Origin of the sequence: Streptomyces sp. NPDC059534 (genome assembly GCF_042743475.1) — a bacterium.
Lineage (GTDB): Bacteria > Actinomycetota > Actinomycetes > Streptomycetales > Streptomycetaceae > Streptomyces.
Genome location: NZ_JBHWAQ010000046.1, coordinates 35,463 through 49,754, shown reverse-complemented (window position 1 = coordinate 49,754; position 14,292 = coordinate 35,463). Strand labels below are relative to the sequence as shown.

At 74.8% G+C, this 14,292-nt stretch carries 11 protein-coding genes and 1 riboswitch; of the genes, 8 read left to right on the top strand and 3 right to left on the bottom strand.

All coding sequences use genetic code 11. From position 1 onward, the window contains the following. The first annotated feature begins 189 nt into the window (after positions 1-189). A riboswitch (cobalamin riboswitch) is annotated at positions 190-322 on the top strand. 34 nt (positions 323-356) lie between these two features. The 5 genes from ACFVZH_RS34950 to ACFVZH_RS34930 are packed head-to-tail and all read left to right on the top strand — an operon-like array spanning position 357 to position 6,966. Next, entirely contained in the window at positions 357-1,331 is a 975-nt protein-coding gene (locus ACFVZH_RS34950) for a cobalamin biosynthesis protein (protein WP_384903848.1), read from the top strand. After that, on the top strand, positions 1,328-2,836 hold the full coding sequence (locus ACFVZH_RS34945) for a cobyric acid synthase (protein ID WP_384903846.1): 1,509 nt from the start codon (positions 1,328-1,330) through the stop codon (positions 2,834-2,836). Before ACFVZH_RS34950 ends, ACFVZH_RS34945 begins: the two co-directional genes overlap by 4 nt. 55 nt (positions 2,837-2,891) lie before the next feature. Further along, positions 2,892-4,979, top strand: coding sequence for a putative cobaltochelatase (locus tag ACFVZH_RS34940; RefSeq protein WP_384903844.1), 2,088 nt, complete (start codon positions 2,892-2,894; stop codon positions 4,977-4,979). Beyond that, entirely contained in the window at positions 4,979-5,587 is a 609-nt protein-coding gene (gene cobO / locus ACFVZH_RS34935; RefSeq protein ID WP_384903843.1) for a cob(I)yrinic acid a,c-diamide adenosyltransferase, read from the top strand. Before ACFVZH_RS34940 ends, cobO begins: the two co-directional genes overlap by 1 nt. Beyond that, positions 5,581-6,966, top strand: a complete 1,386-nt coding sequence (locus tag ACFVZH_RS34930; protein WP_384903841.1) for a cobyrinate a,c-diamide synthase — start codon at positions 5,581-5,583, stop codon at positions 6,964-6,966. The genes cobO and ACFVZH_RS34930 overlap by 7 nt, the downstream gene beginning before the upstream one ends. 2 nt (positions 6,967-6,968) lie before the next feature. Here ACFVZH_RS34930 and ACFVZH_RS34925 read toward each other — a convergent pair whose 3' ends face one another. Further along, positions 6,969-7,697 (bottom strand): ZIP family metal transporter, encoded by a 729-nt coding sequence (locus tag ACFVZH_RS34925; RefSeq protein ID WP_384903839.1) that lies wholly within the window; start codon positions 7,695-7,697, stop codon positions 6,969-6,971. A gap of 60 nt (positions 7,698-7,757) precedes the next feature. Between ACFVZH_RS34925 and cobC the strand changes: the two genes are divergently transcribed. After that, positions 7,758-9,422, top strand: a complete 1,665-nt coding sequence (gene cobC, locus ACFVZH_RS34920; protein ID WP_384903838.1) for an Rv2231c family pyridoxal phosphate-dependent protein CobC — start codon at positions 7,758-7,760, stop codon at positions 9,420-9,422. Positions 9,423-9,512: 90 nt separating this feature from the next. Here the strand turns inward: cobC and ACFVZH_RS34915 are convergent, their stop codons facing one another. Together ACFVZH_RS34915 and ACFVZH_RS34910 are read right to left on the bottom strand one after the other, a co-directional pair. Further along, positions 9,513-10,499 carry an SCO1860 family LAETG-anchored protein gene (locus ACFVZH_RS34915; RefSeq protein WP_384903836.1) on the bottom strand — a complete coding sequence of 329 codons (987 nt, stop codon included), beginning with the start codon at positions 10,497-10,499 and terminating at the stop codon, positions 9,513-9,515. A gap of 288 nt (positions 10,500-10,787) precedes the next feature. After that, positions 10,788-11,507: a siderophore-interacting protein gene (locus ACFVZH_RS34910; RefSeq protein ID WP_384903834.1), complete on the bottom strand. Its 720-nt coding sequence runs from the start codon at positions 11,505-11,507 to the stop codon at positions 10,788-10,790. Positions 11,508-11,576: 69 nt separating this feature from the next. On the opposite strand from ACFVZH_RS34910, the gene ACFVZH_RS34905 reads away from it, so the two are divergent. Together ACFVZH_RS34905 and ACFVZH_RS34900 are read left to right on the top strand one after the other, a co-directional pair. After that, positions 11,577-13,733 carry a penicillin acylase family protein gene (locus ACFVZH_RS34905; protein ID WP_384903832.1) on the top strand — a complete coding sequence of 719 codons (2,157 nt, stop codon included), beginning with the start codon at positions 11,577-11,579 and terminating at the stop codon, positions 13,731-13,733. After that, complete coding sequence (locus ACFVZH_RS34900) at positions 13,730-14,290, top strand: GNAT family N-acetyltransferase (protein ID WP_384903830.1); 561 nt, start codon at positions 13,730-13,732, stop codon at positions 14,288-14,290. The genes ACFVZH_RS34905 and ACFVZH_RS34900 overlap by 4 nt, the downstream gene beginning before the upstream one ends. Positions 14,291-14,292 lie beyond the last annotated feature (2 nt).

Sequence of the window (14,292 nt, the reverse complement as noted above, 5' to 3'; positions counted from 1 at the left end):
GCCCCCCCGCTGTGTCGGCGGTGCGGGGGGGGGGGGGGGGGACCGTCATCACCTTGAGGGGCGCGTGCGGGCCCCGGCCACCGGGGGGGGGCGCCCCCCCCTGGGGGGGGCCCCCCCCCCGTCCGTCGTGTTTGTGGTGCTCCGCACAGTGACGCGACGCAGGTCAAGGGTGAGTTGACGGGTGTTCTCGGGCCGTGGTGGACTGCCGAGGCCATTACGGCGGCAGTAGAGGAAGTCCGGTGCGAATCCGGCGCGGTCCCGCCACTGTGACCGGACCCCCAGGGTCCGGGAGTCAGGAACTCTCGCCGCCGGTCACGTCGATCCAGGGCGCGGACCCTGAGTGAGGACATAGCGCCATGCCCGGCCGCAGCCGCAGCGTATCCAGAGCCACCGGTGTCTTCGCGTACGGAGCGGCCCTCGGCCTCGCCGTCGACCAGCTCGTCGGCGACCCCCGCCGCGGACATCCCGTCGCCGCGTTCGGCCGGGCGGCCGCCGCCGTCGAACAGCGCCTCCACCACGACCACCGCGGCTGGGGAGCCCTGCACACCGCCGTCTGCGCCGGTGCCACCGCCGCGGCCGGCGCCCTCGCCGCCCGCACGGTACGGGGCAGCCGCGCCGCCTCCGTCGCCCTGACCGCCGCCTCCGTCTGGGCCGTCGTCGGCGGTACGACCCTGGGCCGCGAGGCCCGCGCCATCGGCGGGGCGCTCGCCGCCGGGGACCTGGAGGTGGCCCGCGAGCGGCTGCCCCACCTCTGCGGCCGCGACCCGCAGTCGCTGGACGGCCCCGCGATGGCCCGGGCGGTCGTCGAGTCCGTCGCCGAGAACACCTCCGACGCCGTGGTCGGCGCCCTCTTCTGGGGCGCCGTCGCGGGCGTGCCGGGGCTGGTCGGCTTCCGGGCCGTCAACACCCTGGACGCGATGGTCGGCCACAAGTCCCCCCGCCACCGCCGGTTCGGCTGGGCCTCGGCGCGGCTGGACGACGTGGCCGGCTGGCCCGGCGCCCGGCTGACCGCCGCCCTCGCGACCGTCGCCGGCGGCGATCCGCGCGGAGCGGTACGGGCCTGGCGGGCGGACGCGGCGCAGCACCCCAGTCCCAACGCGGGCCCCGTCGAGGCCGCCTTCGCGGGCGCCCTCGGCGTCCGGCTCGGCGGAACCCTCTCCTACGGCGGACGCGTCGAGCACCGGCCCGTCCTCAACGGGGCGGGGCGGGCCGTCGAGGTCGCCGACATCGACCGGGCGGTCCGGCTGTCCCGCCGGGTCACCGGACTGACCCTGGCCGCCTGCGTGGGCGGCCGGCTGATCGTGAGCGCGCTGAAGCGGAGGAACGCATGAGGGGTGGCGGACTGCTCGTCGCCGGGACCACGTCCGACGCCGGCAAGAGCGTCGTGACGGCCGGAATCTGCCGCTGGCTGGTCCGCCAGGGCCTGAAGGTGGCGCCTTTCAAGGGACAGAACATGTCCCTGAACTCCTTCGTCACCCGCGAGGGCGCCGAGATCGGGCGGGCCCAGGCCATGCAGGCCCAGGCCGCCCGCGTCGAGCCGACCGCGCTGATGAACCCGGTGCTGCTCAAGCCCGGCAGCGACCGCTCCAGCCAGGTCGTCCTGATGGGCAGGCCGGTCGGCGAACTGAGCGCCCGCGGCTACCACGGCGGGCGGCAGAAGGAACTCTTCGAGCCCGTCCTGGCGTGCCTGGAGGAACTCCGGGGCATGTACGACGCCGTGATCTGCGAGGGGGCGGGCAGTCCGGCCGAGATCAACCTGCGGCGCACGGACATCGTGAACATGGGCATCGCGCGGGCCGCGAAGCTGCCCGTGGTGGTCGTCGGCGACATCGACCGGGGCGGCGTCTTCGCCCAGTTCTTCGGGACGACGGCGCTGCTGAGCCCCGAGGACCAGGCGCTCGTCGCCGGATACCTGGTGAACAAGTTCCGGGGCGACGTGACCCTGCTCGAACCCGGCCTCGACATGCTCCACGGGCTGACCGGGCGGCGGACCTTCGGCGTCCTGCCGTACGCGCACGGGCTCGGCATCGACGAGGAGGACGGCCTGCGGGTCTCGCTGCGGGGCACCGTCCGCGAGTCCGTCGTCGCGCCGCCGGTCGGCGCCGACGTGCTGCGGGTCGCCGTCTGCGCCGTACCGCTCATGTCCAACTTCACGGACGTCGACGCGCTGGCCGCCGAGCCGGGCGTCGTCGTCCGGTTCGTGGACCGGCCGGAGGAGCTGGTCGACGCCGATCTGGTCGTCGTGCCCGGCACCCGCGGGACGGTCAAGGCGCTCGCCTGGCTGCGGGAGCGGGGGCTCGCCGACGAGCTGGCCCGCCGCGCGGCCGAGGGACGGCCGGTGCTCGGCATCTGCGGCGGCTTCCAGGTCCTCGGCGAGCACATCGACGACGAGGTCGAGTCGCGGGCGGGGGCCGTCGAAGGACTCGGGCTGCTGCCCGTACGGGTCCGGTTCGCGCGCGAGAAGACCCTCGCCCGGCCGGTCGGCGAGGCGCTCGGGGAACGCGTCGAGGGGTACGAGATCCACCACGGGATCGCGTCGGTGGACGGCGGGGAGCCGTTCCTGGACGGCTGCCGGGTCGGCTCCGTGTGGGGCACCCACTGGCACGGCTCGCTGGAGAGCGACGGCTTCCGCCGGGCGTTCCTGCGGGAGGTCGCGGCGGCGGCGGGACGGCGGTTCGTCCCCGCCCCCGACACGTCCTTCGGCGCCCTCCGGGAGGAGCAGCTCGACCGCCTCGGCGACCTGATCGAGGAACACGCGGACACCGACGCGCTGCTGCGGCTGATCGAACGGGGCGCTCCGGCGGGGCTGCCGTTCGTGCCGCCGGGTGCGCCGTGACGCGGGTCCGCCCACCGGGGCACAAGCGAACCGAACTCGAGGAAAGGACCACCCGATGAGCACCCGCTATCCGTTCACCGCCGTCGTCGGCATGGACGACCTGCGGCTCGCGCTGCTGCTGAACGCCGTCAGCCCGGCCGTCGGCGGGGTTCTCGTGCGGGGCGAGAAGGGCACCGCGAAGTCCACCGCCGTCCGCGCCCTCGCCGAGCTGCTGCCGGAGGTCCCGGTGGTCGCCGGGTGCCGGTTCAGCTGTGATCCCGGCGCGCCCGACGCCGCGTGCCCGGACGGGCCGCACGAGGTCCTCGGGGCGGACGCGCGGCCGGCCCGGATGGTCGAGCTGCCCGTCGGCGCCTCCGAGGACCGGCTCGTCGGCGCGCTCGACATCGAGAAGGCGCTCGCCGACGGCGTGAAGGCGTTCGAGCCGGGCCTGCTCGCCGACGCCCACCGGGGCATCCTCTACGTCGACGAGGTCAACCTCCTCCACGACCACCTCATCGACCTTCTCCTCGACGCGGCCGCGATGGGCTCCTCGTACGTCGAGCGCGAGGGCGTCTCCGTGCGGCATGCCGCGCGCTTCCTGCTGGTCGGGACGATGAACCCCGAAGAGGGCGAGCTGCGGCCGCAGTTGCTCGACCGGTTCGGACTGACCGTGGAGGTCGCCGCCTCGCGCGTGCCCGAGCAGCGGGTGGAGGTCGTCCGGCGGCGGCTCGCCTTCGAGGACGACCCGGCCGCCTTCGCCGCCCGCTGGGCGGGCGAGGAGGCCGCGCTGCGCGAACGGATCGTCGCCGCCCGGGAGTTGCTGTCGCGGGTGACGCTCGGGGACGCCGTGCTGCTCCAGATCGCCGCGACCTGCGCCGCGTTCGAGGTGGACGGCATGCGCGCCGACATCGTGATGGCCCGGACGGCGACCGCGCTCGCCGCGTGGGCGGGGCGGACGGAGGTCACCTCCGAGGACGTGCGGCAGGCCGCGCTCCTGGCCCTCCCCCACCGCCGCCGGCGCTCGCCCTTCGACGCGCCCGGCCTCGACGAGGACAAGCTCGACGAGACGCTGGAGCAGTTCAAGGGCGAGGAGCCCGACGAGGACCCGGAGCCCGACGGCCCGGGCGACCCGGGCCCCGGCGGGGACGGCGGTCCGGACGGCGGCGGGGGCGTTCCGCCGCAGGGTGACGGCCCGGCGGCCGAGAACGCACCGGCCCCCGAGGACGTGTCCGCGCCCGAGGACGTCCCGGCTCCCGGGGAGTCCCCCGCGCCGGCGCCGCAGGGCTCCGGCGCCGGCGAGCGCGCCGCCGTCGGGGCCGCCGAGCCGTTCCGTACGAGGATGCTGAGCGTGCCCGGGCTCGGCGAGGGCGCGGCCGGACGCCGGTCCCGGGCCCGGACCGAGCACGGCAGGACGACGGGATCGGTACGGCCCCGGGGCGCGCTGACCAAGCTGCACCTGTCCGCGACCGTACGGGCCGCCGCCCCGCACCAGAAGGCGCGCGGGCGCACCGGCCCCGGCCTGGTGGTCCGCCGCGACGACCTGCGGCAGGCGACCCGGGAGGGGCGCGAGGGGAACCTGGTGCTCTTCGCGGTCGACGCCTCCGGCTCGATGGCGGCCCGGCAGCGGATGAGCGCCGTCAAGGGCGCCGTCCTGTCCCTGCTGCTCGACGCCTACCAGCGGCGCGACAAGGTCGGCCTGGTCACCTTCCGGGGCCGGGACGCCGAGGTGGCGCTGCCGCCGACCTCGTCCGTGGACGCCGCCGCCGCCCGCCTCGAACAGCTCCCGACGGGTGGCCGTACGCCGCTCTCGGCCGGGCTGCTCAAGGCCCACGACGTGCTGCGCGTCGAGCGGCTGCGGGACCCGTCGCGCCGCCCGCTGCTCGTCGTCGTGACCGACGGCCGGGCCACCGGCGGCCGGACCGGCGGCGACCCGCTGGCACTCGCCGCCCGGGCCGCGCGGCTGCACGCAGCCGAGGGCACGGCGAGCGTCGTCGTGGACTGCGAGACCGGGCCGGTGCGGCTCGGGCTCGCAGCGCAGCTCGCCCGCGAACTCGGGGGCAGCGCCGTGACCTTGGACGAGCTGCGCGCCGACTCGATCGCCGGCCTCGTCAGAGACGTACAGGCAGCAGGACACACCACGCAGACAACATGGAGGGCCGCCTAATGCCGCAGGGACAGCCGACCGTCGTACCCGACGACGGTCTCACCACCCGTCAGCGCCGCAACCGCGCACTCGTGATGGTGCACACCGGCGTCGGCAAGGGGAAGTCGACCGCCGCGTTCGGCATGGCGCTGCGCGCCTGGAACCAGGGCTGGCCGATCGGGGTGTTCCAGTTCGTCAAGTCCGCCAAGTGGAAGGTCGGCGAGGAGAACGCCCTCAAGGCGCTCGGCGAGACCGGCAAGGGCGGCACGGTCACCTGGAACAAGATGGGCGAGGGCTGGTCCTGGATCCAGCGCGAGGTCGCCGAGGGCGAGCAGACCCACGAGGAGAAGGCCCGCGAGGGCTGGGAGCAGGTCAAGCGCGACCTCGCCGAGGAGAAGTACACGTTCTACGTCCTCGACGAGTTCGCCTACCTGCTGCACTGGGGCTGGATCGACACCAAGGAGGTCGTCGAGGTGCTCCGCGACCGCCCCGGGCACCAGCACGTCGTCATCACCGGCCGCAACGCCCCGCAGGAACTGGTCGACTTCGCCGATCTCGTCACCGACATGTCCAAGGTCAAGCACCCGATGGACGCCGGTCAGAAGGGCCAGCGGGGCATCGAGTGGTAGCACGTCTCGTCATCGCCGCGCCCTCCTCGGGCGCGGGCAAGACCACGGTCGCGACCGGCCTCATGGCCGCGTTCGCCGGCCGTGGTCTGGCCGTCTCCCCGCACAAGGTCGGCCCCGACTACATCGACCCCGGCTACCACGCCCTCGCCACCGGCCGGCCCGGCCGCAACCTCGACTCCTACATGTGCGGTACGGGGCTGGTCGCGCCGCTCTTCCTGCACGGGGCGCGCGGCTGCGACCTGGCCGTGGTCGAAGGGGTCATGGGCCTGTACGACGGGGCCGCCGACCAGGGCGAGCTGGCGTCCACCGCCCAGGTGGCGAAGCTCCTCAAGGCACCGGTGGTCCTCGTCGTCGACGCGTCCTCGCAGTCGCGGTCGGTGGCGGCGCTCGTGCACGGGTTCGCGTCCTGGGACCCGGAGGTGCGGATCGGGGGCGTGATCCTCAACAAGGTCGCGACGGACCGGCACGAGCACCTGCTGCGGGAGGCGCTCGGCGAGTCGGGGGTGCCGGTGCTGGGTGTCCTGCGGCGGGCGCCGGCCGTGGCCACGCCGTCGCGGCATCTGGGACTCGTGCCGGTGGCCGAGCGGCAGGCGGCCGCGGTGGAGGCGGTCGCGGCGCAGGCGGAGCAGGTGCTTGCCGGGTGCGACCTGGAGGCCCTGCTGGCGCTGGCCCGCAGTGCGCCTGAGCTGCACGCGGAGGCGTGGGAGCCGGCGGTGGCCGGGCGGCTGCACGCCGGTGGTTCCGTCATACCCACCCGTTCCGCCCCGCGGAACGACCGCGCACCACGGCGGGTGGCCGTCGCCGGTGGGGCCGCGTTCACGTTCTCGTATGCCGAGCACGCCGAGCTGCTCACCGCCGCCGGCGCCGAGGTCGTCACCTTCGACCCGCTGCGGGACGAGGCTCTGCCCGAGGGGACGAGTGGTCTCGTCATAGGCGGTGGCTTCCCCGAGATGTACGGGGAGCAGCTGTCCGCCAACGAGCCGCTCAGGAAGGCCGTGGCCGAGCTCGCCGCGTCCGGGGCGCCGATCGCCGCGGAGTGCGCCGGTCTGCTGTATCTGGCGCGGTCCCTCGACGGCAACCCCATGTGCGGGGTGCTGGACGCCGACGCGCGGATGTCTCAGCGGCTCACGCTCGGGTACCGGGACGCCGTCGCGATCGGCGACAGCGTCCTCGCGCCCGCCGGGGCGCGGATGCGGGGCCACGAGTTCCACCGGACCGTGATCGAGCCCGGGGCCGGGGCGACGCCCGCCTGGGGACTGCGGCAGCCGGAGCGGCGGGTGGAGGGGTTCGTGCGGGGCGGGGTGCACGCGAGCTATGTGCACACCCACTGGGCGGGGTCCCCGGAGGTCGCCGCGCGGTTCGTGGAGCACTGCGCGTGAGGTCAGCCGCCGGAGAGGCCCACGACGAGCCAGATGAAGGCCACGCCCCCCACCGTGCACAGCAGGGTGGAGCGGGCGGGGTGGTCGTGGTGGGCCTCGGGCAGGATCTCGGCCGCGGCGAGATAGAGCAGGGCGCCGCCGAAGAACCCGAGATAGCTGCCGAGCAGTTCCTCCGGAAGGGTGAACAGCAGAGTGGAGGCGGCGCCGACGAGCGGGGCGACGGCGTCGGCGACGAGCATGGCGAGGGCCTTGCGGCGGGCGTTCCCGTAAAGGCTCGTGATCGTGTACGTGTTGAAGCCGTCGGCGAAGTCGTGGGTGATGACGGCGAGTGCGACGGTGGCGCCCATGCCGCCGCCGACCTGGAAGGCGGCGCCCAGCGCGATGCCGTCCATGAGGCTGTGGCCGACCATCGCGGCGGCGGCGGTGAGGCCGACCTGCGGCACCCGGTCGCCGGGGGCGACGCCGTGCGCCGCGCTGCGGACGGCGAGAAGACGCTCCATCACATGGGCGAAGAGGAAGCCGCCGACGAAGAGCAGCAGCGCCTGCGGCACTCCGTAGACGTCGTCGCCCGCGGCCTCCAGGGCCTCCGGCAGGGGGTCGAGTCCGACGACGCCGAGCATGAGTCCGCCGGCGAGGCCGAGGACGAGGTGGCGGCGGTCGGTGACGCGTTGCGCGACCCAGCCGCCGAAGAGCGTCATCAGGAACGCGCCGAGCGCGACGACTACAGCCATGGGCCTTTGCTATCGGATGGGACGCCGTCCGCGCACCTCGGCGTCGGGGCCCGGTCGGGCGTGCCGGCGGAGGAGGTCCTCGCGCTGGTCGACGCCGTGCTGCGGGAGGCGGGGCTGACGCGCGCCGACGTCCGGTCGCTGGCCACGCTGGACGCGCGGGCGGCGGAGCCGGGGATCGCGGGGGCGGCGGCGGTGCTCGGCGTACCGGTGCGGGGGTTCCCGGCCGGGGAGCTGGCGGCCGTGCCCGTACCGCATCCGTCGGCGCTGCCGCTGGCCGTGGCGGGCACGGCGTCCGTGGCGGAGGCCGCGGCCCTGCTGGCGGCGGGCGCGGAGCCGGGAGCCGAGCCGGGCGCGGGCGAGGGCGAGGGAACGACTGCGGGTGCGGGAACGGTCGAGGGTGTGGGACCGGACGCGGGGGCCGGGCGCGCGGGACCGGTAGTGGGGGCCGGGCACGCAAAGGGGGCGAATAGGGCGAGTGTTGGCGGAGCCGCACTTCTCGTACCTAAACGGAAATCCAGGGGTGCAACGTGCGCTATCGCCACTTCCGTCCCGTTTCTTCCGAACGAAGGCGCCCCAGGCGTACGGTTGTTGCCCCGGGCTCACGGGTACATCGCTGGCGAGCCCGGATCACCCCCCACGATCCCCACCCCCCACACGACGGCGGCCATGGACACCCACACGGATACCGACACCCACGACCTGCGCCACCACGGTGACGCCGAGGTCAGGGACGAGAAACTGATCGACCTCGCGGTCAACGTCCGGACGAACACCCCGCCGGACTGGCTGCGGGAGCGCATCGCGGACTCGCTGACCGGCCTCGCGGCCTATCCCGACGGCCGGGCCGCGCGGGCCGCGGTCGCCGAGCGGCACGACCTGACGTCGAACCGGGTCCTGCTCACGGCCGGCGCGGCGGAGGCGTTCGTGCTGATCGCGCGGGCGCTGGAGGTGCGTCGGCCGGTCGTGGTGCATCCGCAGTTCACCGAGCCGGAGGCGGCGCTGCGGGACGCCGGGCACGAGGTGGGCCGGGTGCTGCTGCGCGAGGAGGACGGCTTCACGCTGGATCCGGCGATGGTGCCGCAGGACGCGGACCTGGTGGTGATCGGGAACCCCACGAACCCGACCTCGGTGCTGCATCCGGCCGCGTCGATCGCCGCGCTCGCCCGGCCGGGGCGGACGCTGGTGGTGGACGAGGCGTTCATCGACGCGGTGCCGGGCGAGCGGGAGGCGCTGGCCGGGCGGACCGACGTGCCCGGGCTCGTGGTGCTGCGCAGCCTCACCAAGACCTGGGGGCTCGCCGGGCTGCGGATCGGCTATGTGCTGGCGGAACCGGAGACGGTCGCGGCCCTGGAGCGGGCGCAGCCGCTGTGGCCGGTGTCGACGCCGGCCCTGGTGGCGGCGGAGGCGTGCATGTCGCGGGCGGCGCTCGCGGAGGCCGAGCACGCGGCGCACCGGATGGGGGTGGAGCGGGCCCACCTGCTGGCCGGGCTGGCGGAGTTCGACGAGGTCCGGACGGTCGCGGGGGCGGAGGGCCCCTTCGTGCTGGTCCGGATCGACGGCGCGGACACGGTCCGGGAGCGGCTGCGGTCGCTGGGGTTCGCGGCCCGCCGGGGCGACACCTTCCCGGGGCTCGACCGCCACTGGCTGCGGCTCGCGGTGCGGGACCGGGCGACGACGAACCGTTTCCTCCAGGCCCTGGACCAGGCGCTCCTGATCGGCGGCTGAGGGCACACACACGGGTGCGGGGAGGGCGACGTCGTCGCCCTCCCCGCACCCGTTCCCCACGGCACCCCCCGGCGCCTCCCCCTCGGGCCGTCAGCCGCGGGAGCGGGCGCGCGAGCGGGTCAGCGCGAGGGCGCCGCCGCCCGCGACGACGAGGGCGAGGGCTCCGGCCGCGATGTACGGGGTGGTGGAGCTGCCGCCGGTCTCGGCGAGGTGTTCGGTGGGCGTGGTGCCGCCGTTGTCGGTCTTGATGCCGCCGTCGCCGCCGGGCTTGACGGAGGGCTGCTGGGTGGGCTGCTCGGACGGGCGCTCGGTGGGCTGCTGCGTCGGCTTCTCGGTGGGCTTCTTGGTCGGGGCGACGCCTTCGGGCGTCTCGCAGGTCGCCTCGGCGAGCGTGACGGTGCCGTTGACCTCGGCCACGCCGAGCTCCAGCGGGTTGACCTCCACCTTGAGTTCGAGGGTGGTGGCGGCGGCGGTGCGGGAGGTCGTGGAGGTACGGGAGAGGTCCAGGGTCACGTCGCCGACGCCGGGCACGCTGACATGGGTCCGGCCGCCGGTCGACAGGGTGGTCTTCTTGCCGAAGACGGTGACGTGGCCGAGGACGTTGGACTCGGCGACCGGCTTCCTGCCCGTCTCGCACAGTGCCTTGGAGGTGACCTTCTCGACCTCGATGAGGGAGAGCGCGGGGATGCCGGGGACGTGCACCTGCGCCTTGACCAGGTTCACGTACCCCTCGGCCTTGTCCTCGTCGACGGTGGCCTTCGAGGTGGCGACGTCGGCGGCGAGGATGTCGATCGGTTCGCCGCCCTCGGCTCCCTGGACCTTCACCGAGAGCGCGGTCTCGCTCTCGGTCTGCGGCGCCTTGACCTCGTTGAGGGAGGCCCGGACCGGCACGTTCACCGTCTTGCCGAGCAGGGAGACGTCGAGGCCGGTCCGCAGGACGACGGCGGTGGCACGCCCTTCGCCGCCCGTGGCGTGCGCCGCGGGGGCCGCGAGGAGCACGGGGCCGACGGTCAGCGCGGCGACGGTCGCGGCGGCGGCGGTACGGCGTACGGGCATGCGGAAGGTGTTGCTGTTCAAGATGGTGGAACCCCCACAGGAGACATGGCGTCGCCGGCCGCTCACCACGGGGACGGTGGGTCGGCGCGGCCTCGGCGACTTGAGACACCGGAATCTTTACGCACGGAGAGTGAACCGGCAGTCGCCTGAGGTGAGTTCACTCCAAAGGGGGGTTTCCGTGTTCTTTTTCGATTATTTAAGACACAACCGTTCCCGCACGCCCCGCGTCTTTCGTACGGGGTGGTGCGCGCGGATTGGGTGAGAACGATCCATGACGCTCCCACGTCACGGATCGTCAACCCGGTGCACTCAGCTCGCGCGCCAGTACCCGAGCGCGTGGACGCGCTCCTTGGGAAGGGCGAGGTCCTTGCGGACGTACGCGGCGAGGGTGCGGGTGGTCGCGGTGTCGCAGGCGATCCAGACGTACGCGCCGGTGTCGGCGAGCGCGGGGAGTTCGGCCTTCACCCGGGCGACGAGCGAGGCGCCGCCGTCCTGGCGCGGCACCCGGCGCAGCTCGTGCCGCTCGGGGTCGAGCCGGACCGGAAGCTCCTCGTCGGAGGCGTGCCGGGTCTCGAACCAGACGGTCGCCGGGACGCCGGGGAGCGCGTCGAGCAGGGAGTTGACCGCGGGCAGCGAGGCGGGGTCGCCGACCACGAGCAGCCGCTCGGGCAGCGGGGCGGGGGCCTCGAAGCCGGTGCCCTGGAGAGTGGCCTCCACAGTGTCGCCGGGGGCGCAGGTGCGGGCCCACCGGCTGGCGACGCCATCGTGGAGGGCGAACTCCAGACTGAAGGTGCCGGCCGCCGGGTCGGGGTCGACCAGGGTGTAGGCGCGCTGGTGCGGCTTGCCCGCGTCGCGGAACCAGAGGCGTACCCACATCGTGGGATGGACCCCGGCGGCGGCGAGCAGACCGCCGTCCGTGAGGTGCACCCGGCGGTAGTCCTCGGTGACCTGCTCGGCCCCCGTGACGGTGAACGTGAAGTCCCTGCCGCGCATCAGCTTGAGAACGACACCCTGCCAACCGTGACCCACCGCAATCCCCTCCCCTGAACTCCTGTAGATTAATTTAGGCCAGCCTAACCTAAGAAAATCTACGCGGACATGGACGGGATCGGGGTCTCCGTGAGCATCGAGGTCTACCGGGACGCCTGGGGCGTCCCCCATCTGCGCGCCGGGGACGCGGACGAACTCGCCTTCGCCCAGGGCCGGGTCACCGCACACGACCGCGCCTGGCAGCTGGAGGTCGAGCGGCACCGGACCCAGGGCACCACCGCCGCCTTCCTGGGCGCCGCCGAGCTCGGCTGGGACACCTTCGTCCGCCAGGCCCGGCTCGCCGACACCGCCCGCCGCTGCTTCGAGCGGCTCGACCGCACCGACCCGGAGACGGCGGCCTGGGTCCGCGCCTACGTGGACGGCGTCAACGACGGCCTCGCCGAAGGGGCCCGGCGCGCACCCGAGTTCACGGCGACCGGCCTCGCGCCCGGCCGGTGGGAGCCCTGGACCCCGCTCGCCGTCTGGCTGTCCACCCACATCCTCTTCGCCGGATTCCCCACCAAGCTGTGGCGGGACGAGGTCGCCCGCCGACTCGGCGAGGAGTGGACGGAGCTGTTCGCGACGGACGGCCCCGGCACCGCCGGATCCAACGGCTGGGTGGTGGCGGGCGAACGGACCGCGAGCGGGGCGGCCCTGGTCGCCGGCGACCCGCACCGGTTCATCGAGGCACCCGGCGTCTACCAGCAGATCCGGCTCGCCTGCCCCGCGTACGACGTCGTCGGCCTCGCCGTACCGGGCATCCCCGGTCTCGCCCACTTCGGCCACACCGGGCCGGTGGCCTGGGCGATCACCAACGCGATGGCGGACTACCAGGACCTGTACCGCGAGCGGCTGCACCGGCTCCCCGACGGCGGTGTCGAGGCCCTCGGCCCCGAAGGCCGGCGCCCGGCGGCGACGCACACCGAGACCATCGAGGTCGCGGGCGCGGAACCCGTCGTGATCGAGGTGATCGAGACGGACCGGGGGCCCGTGATCATCGGCGTGGACGGCGGACCCGCGGCGGGCACCGAGGCCGACGGCGCGGCCGGCACCGCCGCCGACGACGGCCCGGAGGACGGGTCCTCCGGCTGGGAGGCCGTCAGCCTGCGCCACCCGCCCCGGGTCACCGGGGAGCTCGGCTTCGGGGTCCTGCCCGCGCTCCTGCGCGCCCGGACCGTCGCCGACGTCGACACGGCCCTCGACCGCTGGATCGAGCCGGTGAACGTCGTCCAGGCCGCCGACACCCGCGGCGGCCTGCTCCACCGGGTCGCCGGCCACGTGCCCGTACGGGACCGCGCCAACTCCCTGCGCGTCGTGCCCGCCTGGGACCCGGCGCACCACTGGGAGGCGGAGCCGGCGCCGCTGCCGCGCGCCGAGGTGCGCGGCCACGCGGTGATGGCGAACGCCCGCGGACTGGCCGCGCCCCTGGGCGTCGAGTTCGCCCCGCCGCACCGGGCGGCCCGGATCGCCGAGCTGCTCGACACCTCGGCGTCCTGGACCCCGGAGACCACCGCCGCCGTCCACGCGGACACCGACAACCCCTCGGCGGCCCGGCTCCTGGAGAAGGTGGCGGCGAACGCCGACGGCCTCTCCCCCGCAGCCGTCGCCGTCCGCGAACGGCTGCTCGGCTGGGACCGGCGGATGGACGCGGAGAGCACCGGAGCCGGGCTCTACGCCGCCGTGCGCGGCGCGGTGGTCCGCCGGCTGGCCGGCCACGACGCCTTCGCCGCGCTGCGCGAACCCGCCCCGTACCCGGAGCTGTTCCGTCCCTGGCTGGCCCTCGGCCCGCGGGTCGCCTTCGCCCTGGAGACCCTGCTCACCGCCGGTCCCGTGCCCGCCGGGGACATCGACCGGATCGTGCGCGAGGCGCTCGACGAGGTCGGCGCGGGCGAACCGCCCGCCGCCTGGGGCACCACCCACCGGCTCGCGCCCTGGCAGGCGCTGCCGGACGCCGACGACCCGTGGCCCGGGCTCGGCGGGGACCACGACTGCGTGCTGTCCACGTCCAGCGTGCCCGGGTGGACCGACCGCAGCGCCCGCGCCTCCGCCGCCCGGTACGTCTGGGACCTCGCCGACCGCGAACGAAGCCGCTGGATCGTGCCGTTCGGCGCGTCCGGCGTCCCCGGCGACCCGCACCACCGCGACCAGCTGCCCCTGTGGCTGCGGGGCGACCTCGCCCCCGTCACCACCGACTGGAACCTGCTCACCGAAGAGGAATCGGCATGACCACGCCCCTGTACGACCGCACCGTCGAAGGCTTCGGCACCATCCGCGTCGCACCCGTCGACCCCGACCGCGACGCCCCCCTCATCCACGGCTGGGTGAACGAGGACCGGGCCCGCTTCTGGGGCATGGGCGGCACCACCGTCGAGCAGGTCCGCGAGATCTACGCGCACCTCGACTCCCTCACCACCCACCACGGCTACCTCGTCACCCGGGACGACATGCCCGTCGCCCTCTTCCAGACCTACGACCCGGAGGCCGACCGGGTCGGCGAGTGCTACGAGGTGCTCCCCGGCGACATCGGCGTCCACCTGCTCCTCGCCCCGAGCACCGCGCCCGAGCCCGGCTTCTCCGGCCGCCTGCTCGCCACCCTCGTCGAGTTCACCCTGCGCGACCGCACCCGCATCGTCGTCGACCCGGACGCCGCCAACGAGAAGGCCATCGCCCGCATGGTCCGCGTCGGCTTCGTCCCCGGCCCGGAGGTCGTCCTGCCCGAGGTGGACCTCCCGGAGGTCTTCATCCCGGAGAAGCGGGCCCGGCTGGCCTTCCTCACCCGCTAGAC

What these genes read in the sequence shown, in the direction of transcription:
- ACFVZH_RS34940 (WP_384903844.1), top strand. Translation starts at nt 2,892, where the DNA reads ATGAGCACCCGCTATCCGTTCACCGCCGTCGTCGGCATGGACGACCTG.
- ACFVZH_RS34905 (WP_384903832.1), top strand. Translation starts at nt 11,577, where the DNA reads ATGGACGGGATCGGGGTCTCCGTGAGCATCGAGGTCTACCGGGACGCC.
- ACFVZH_RS34925 (WP_384903839.1), bottom strand. Translation starts at nt 7,697, where the DNA reads ATGGCTGTAGTCGTCGCGCTCGGCGCGTTCCTGATGACGCTCTTCGGC.
- ACFVZH_RS34950 (WP_384903848.1), top strand. Translation starts at nt 357, where the DNA reads ATGCCCGGCCGCAGCCGCAGCGTATCCAGAGCCACCGGTGTCTTCGCG.
- ACFVZH_RS34900 (WP_384903830.1), top strand. Translation starts at nt 13,730, where the DNA reads ATGACCACGCCCCTGTACGACCGCACCGTCGAAGGCTTCGGCACCATC.
- ACFVZH_RS34945 (WP_384903846.1), top strand. Translation starts at nt 1,328, where the DNA reads ATGAGGGGTGGCGGACTGCTCGTCGCCGGGACCACGTCCGACGCCGGC.
- cobO (WP_384903843.1), top strand. Translation starts at nt 4,979, where the DNA reads ATGCCGCAGGGACAGCCGACCGTCGTACCCGACGACGGTCTCACCACC.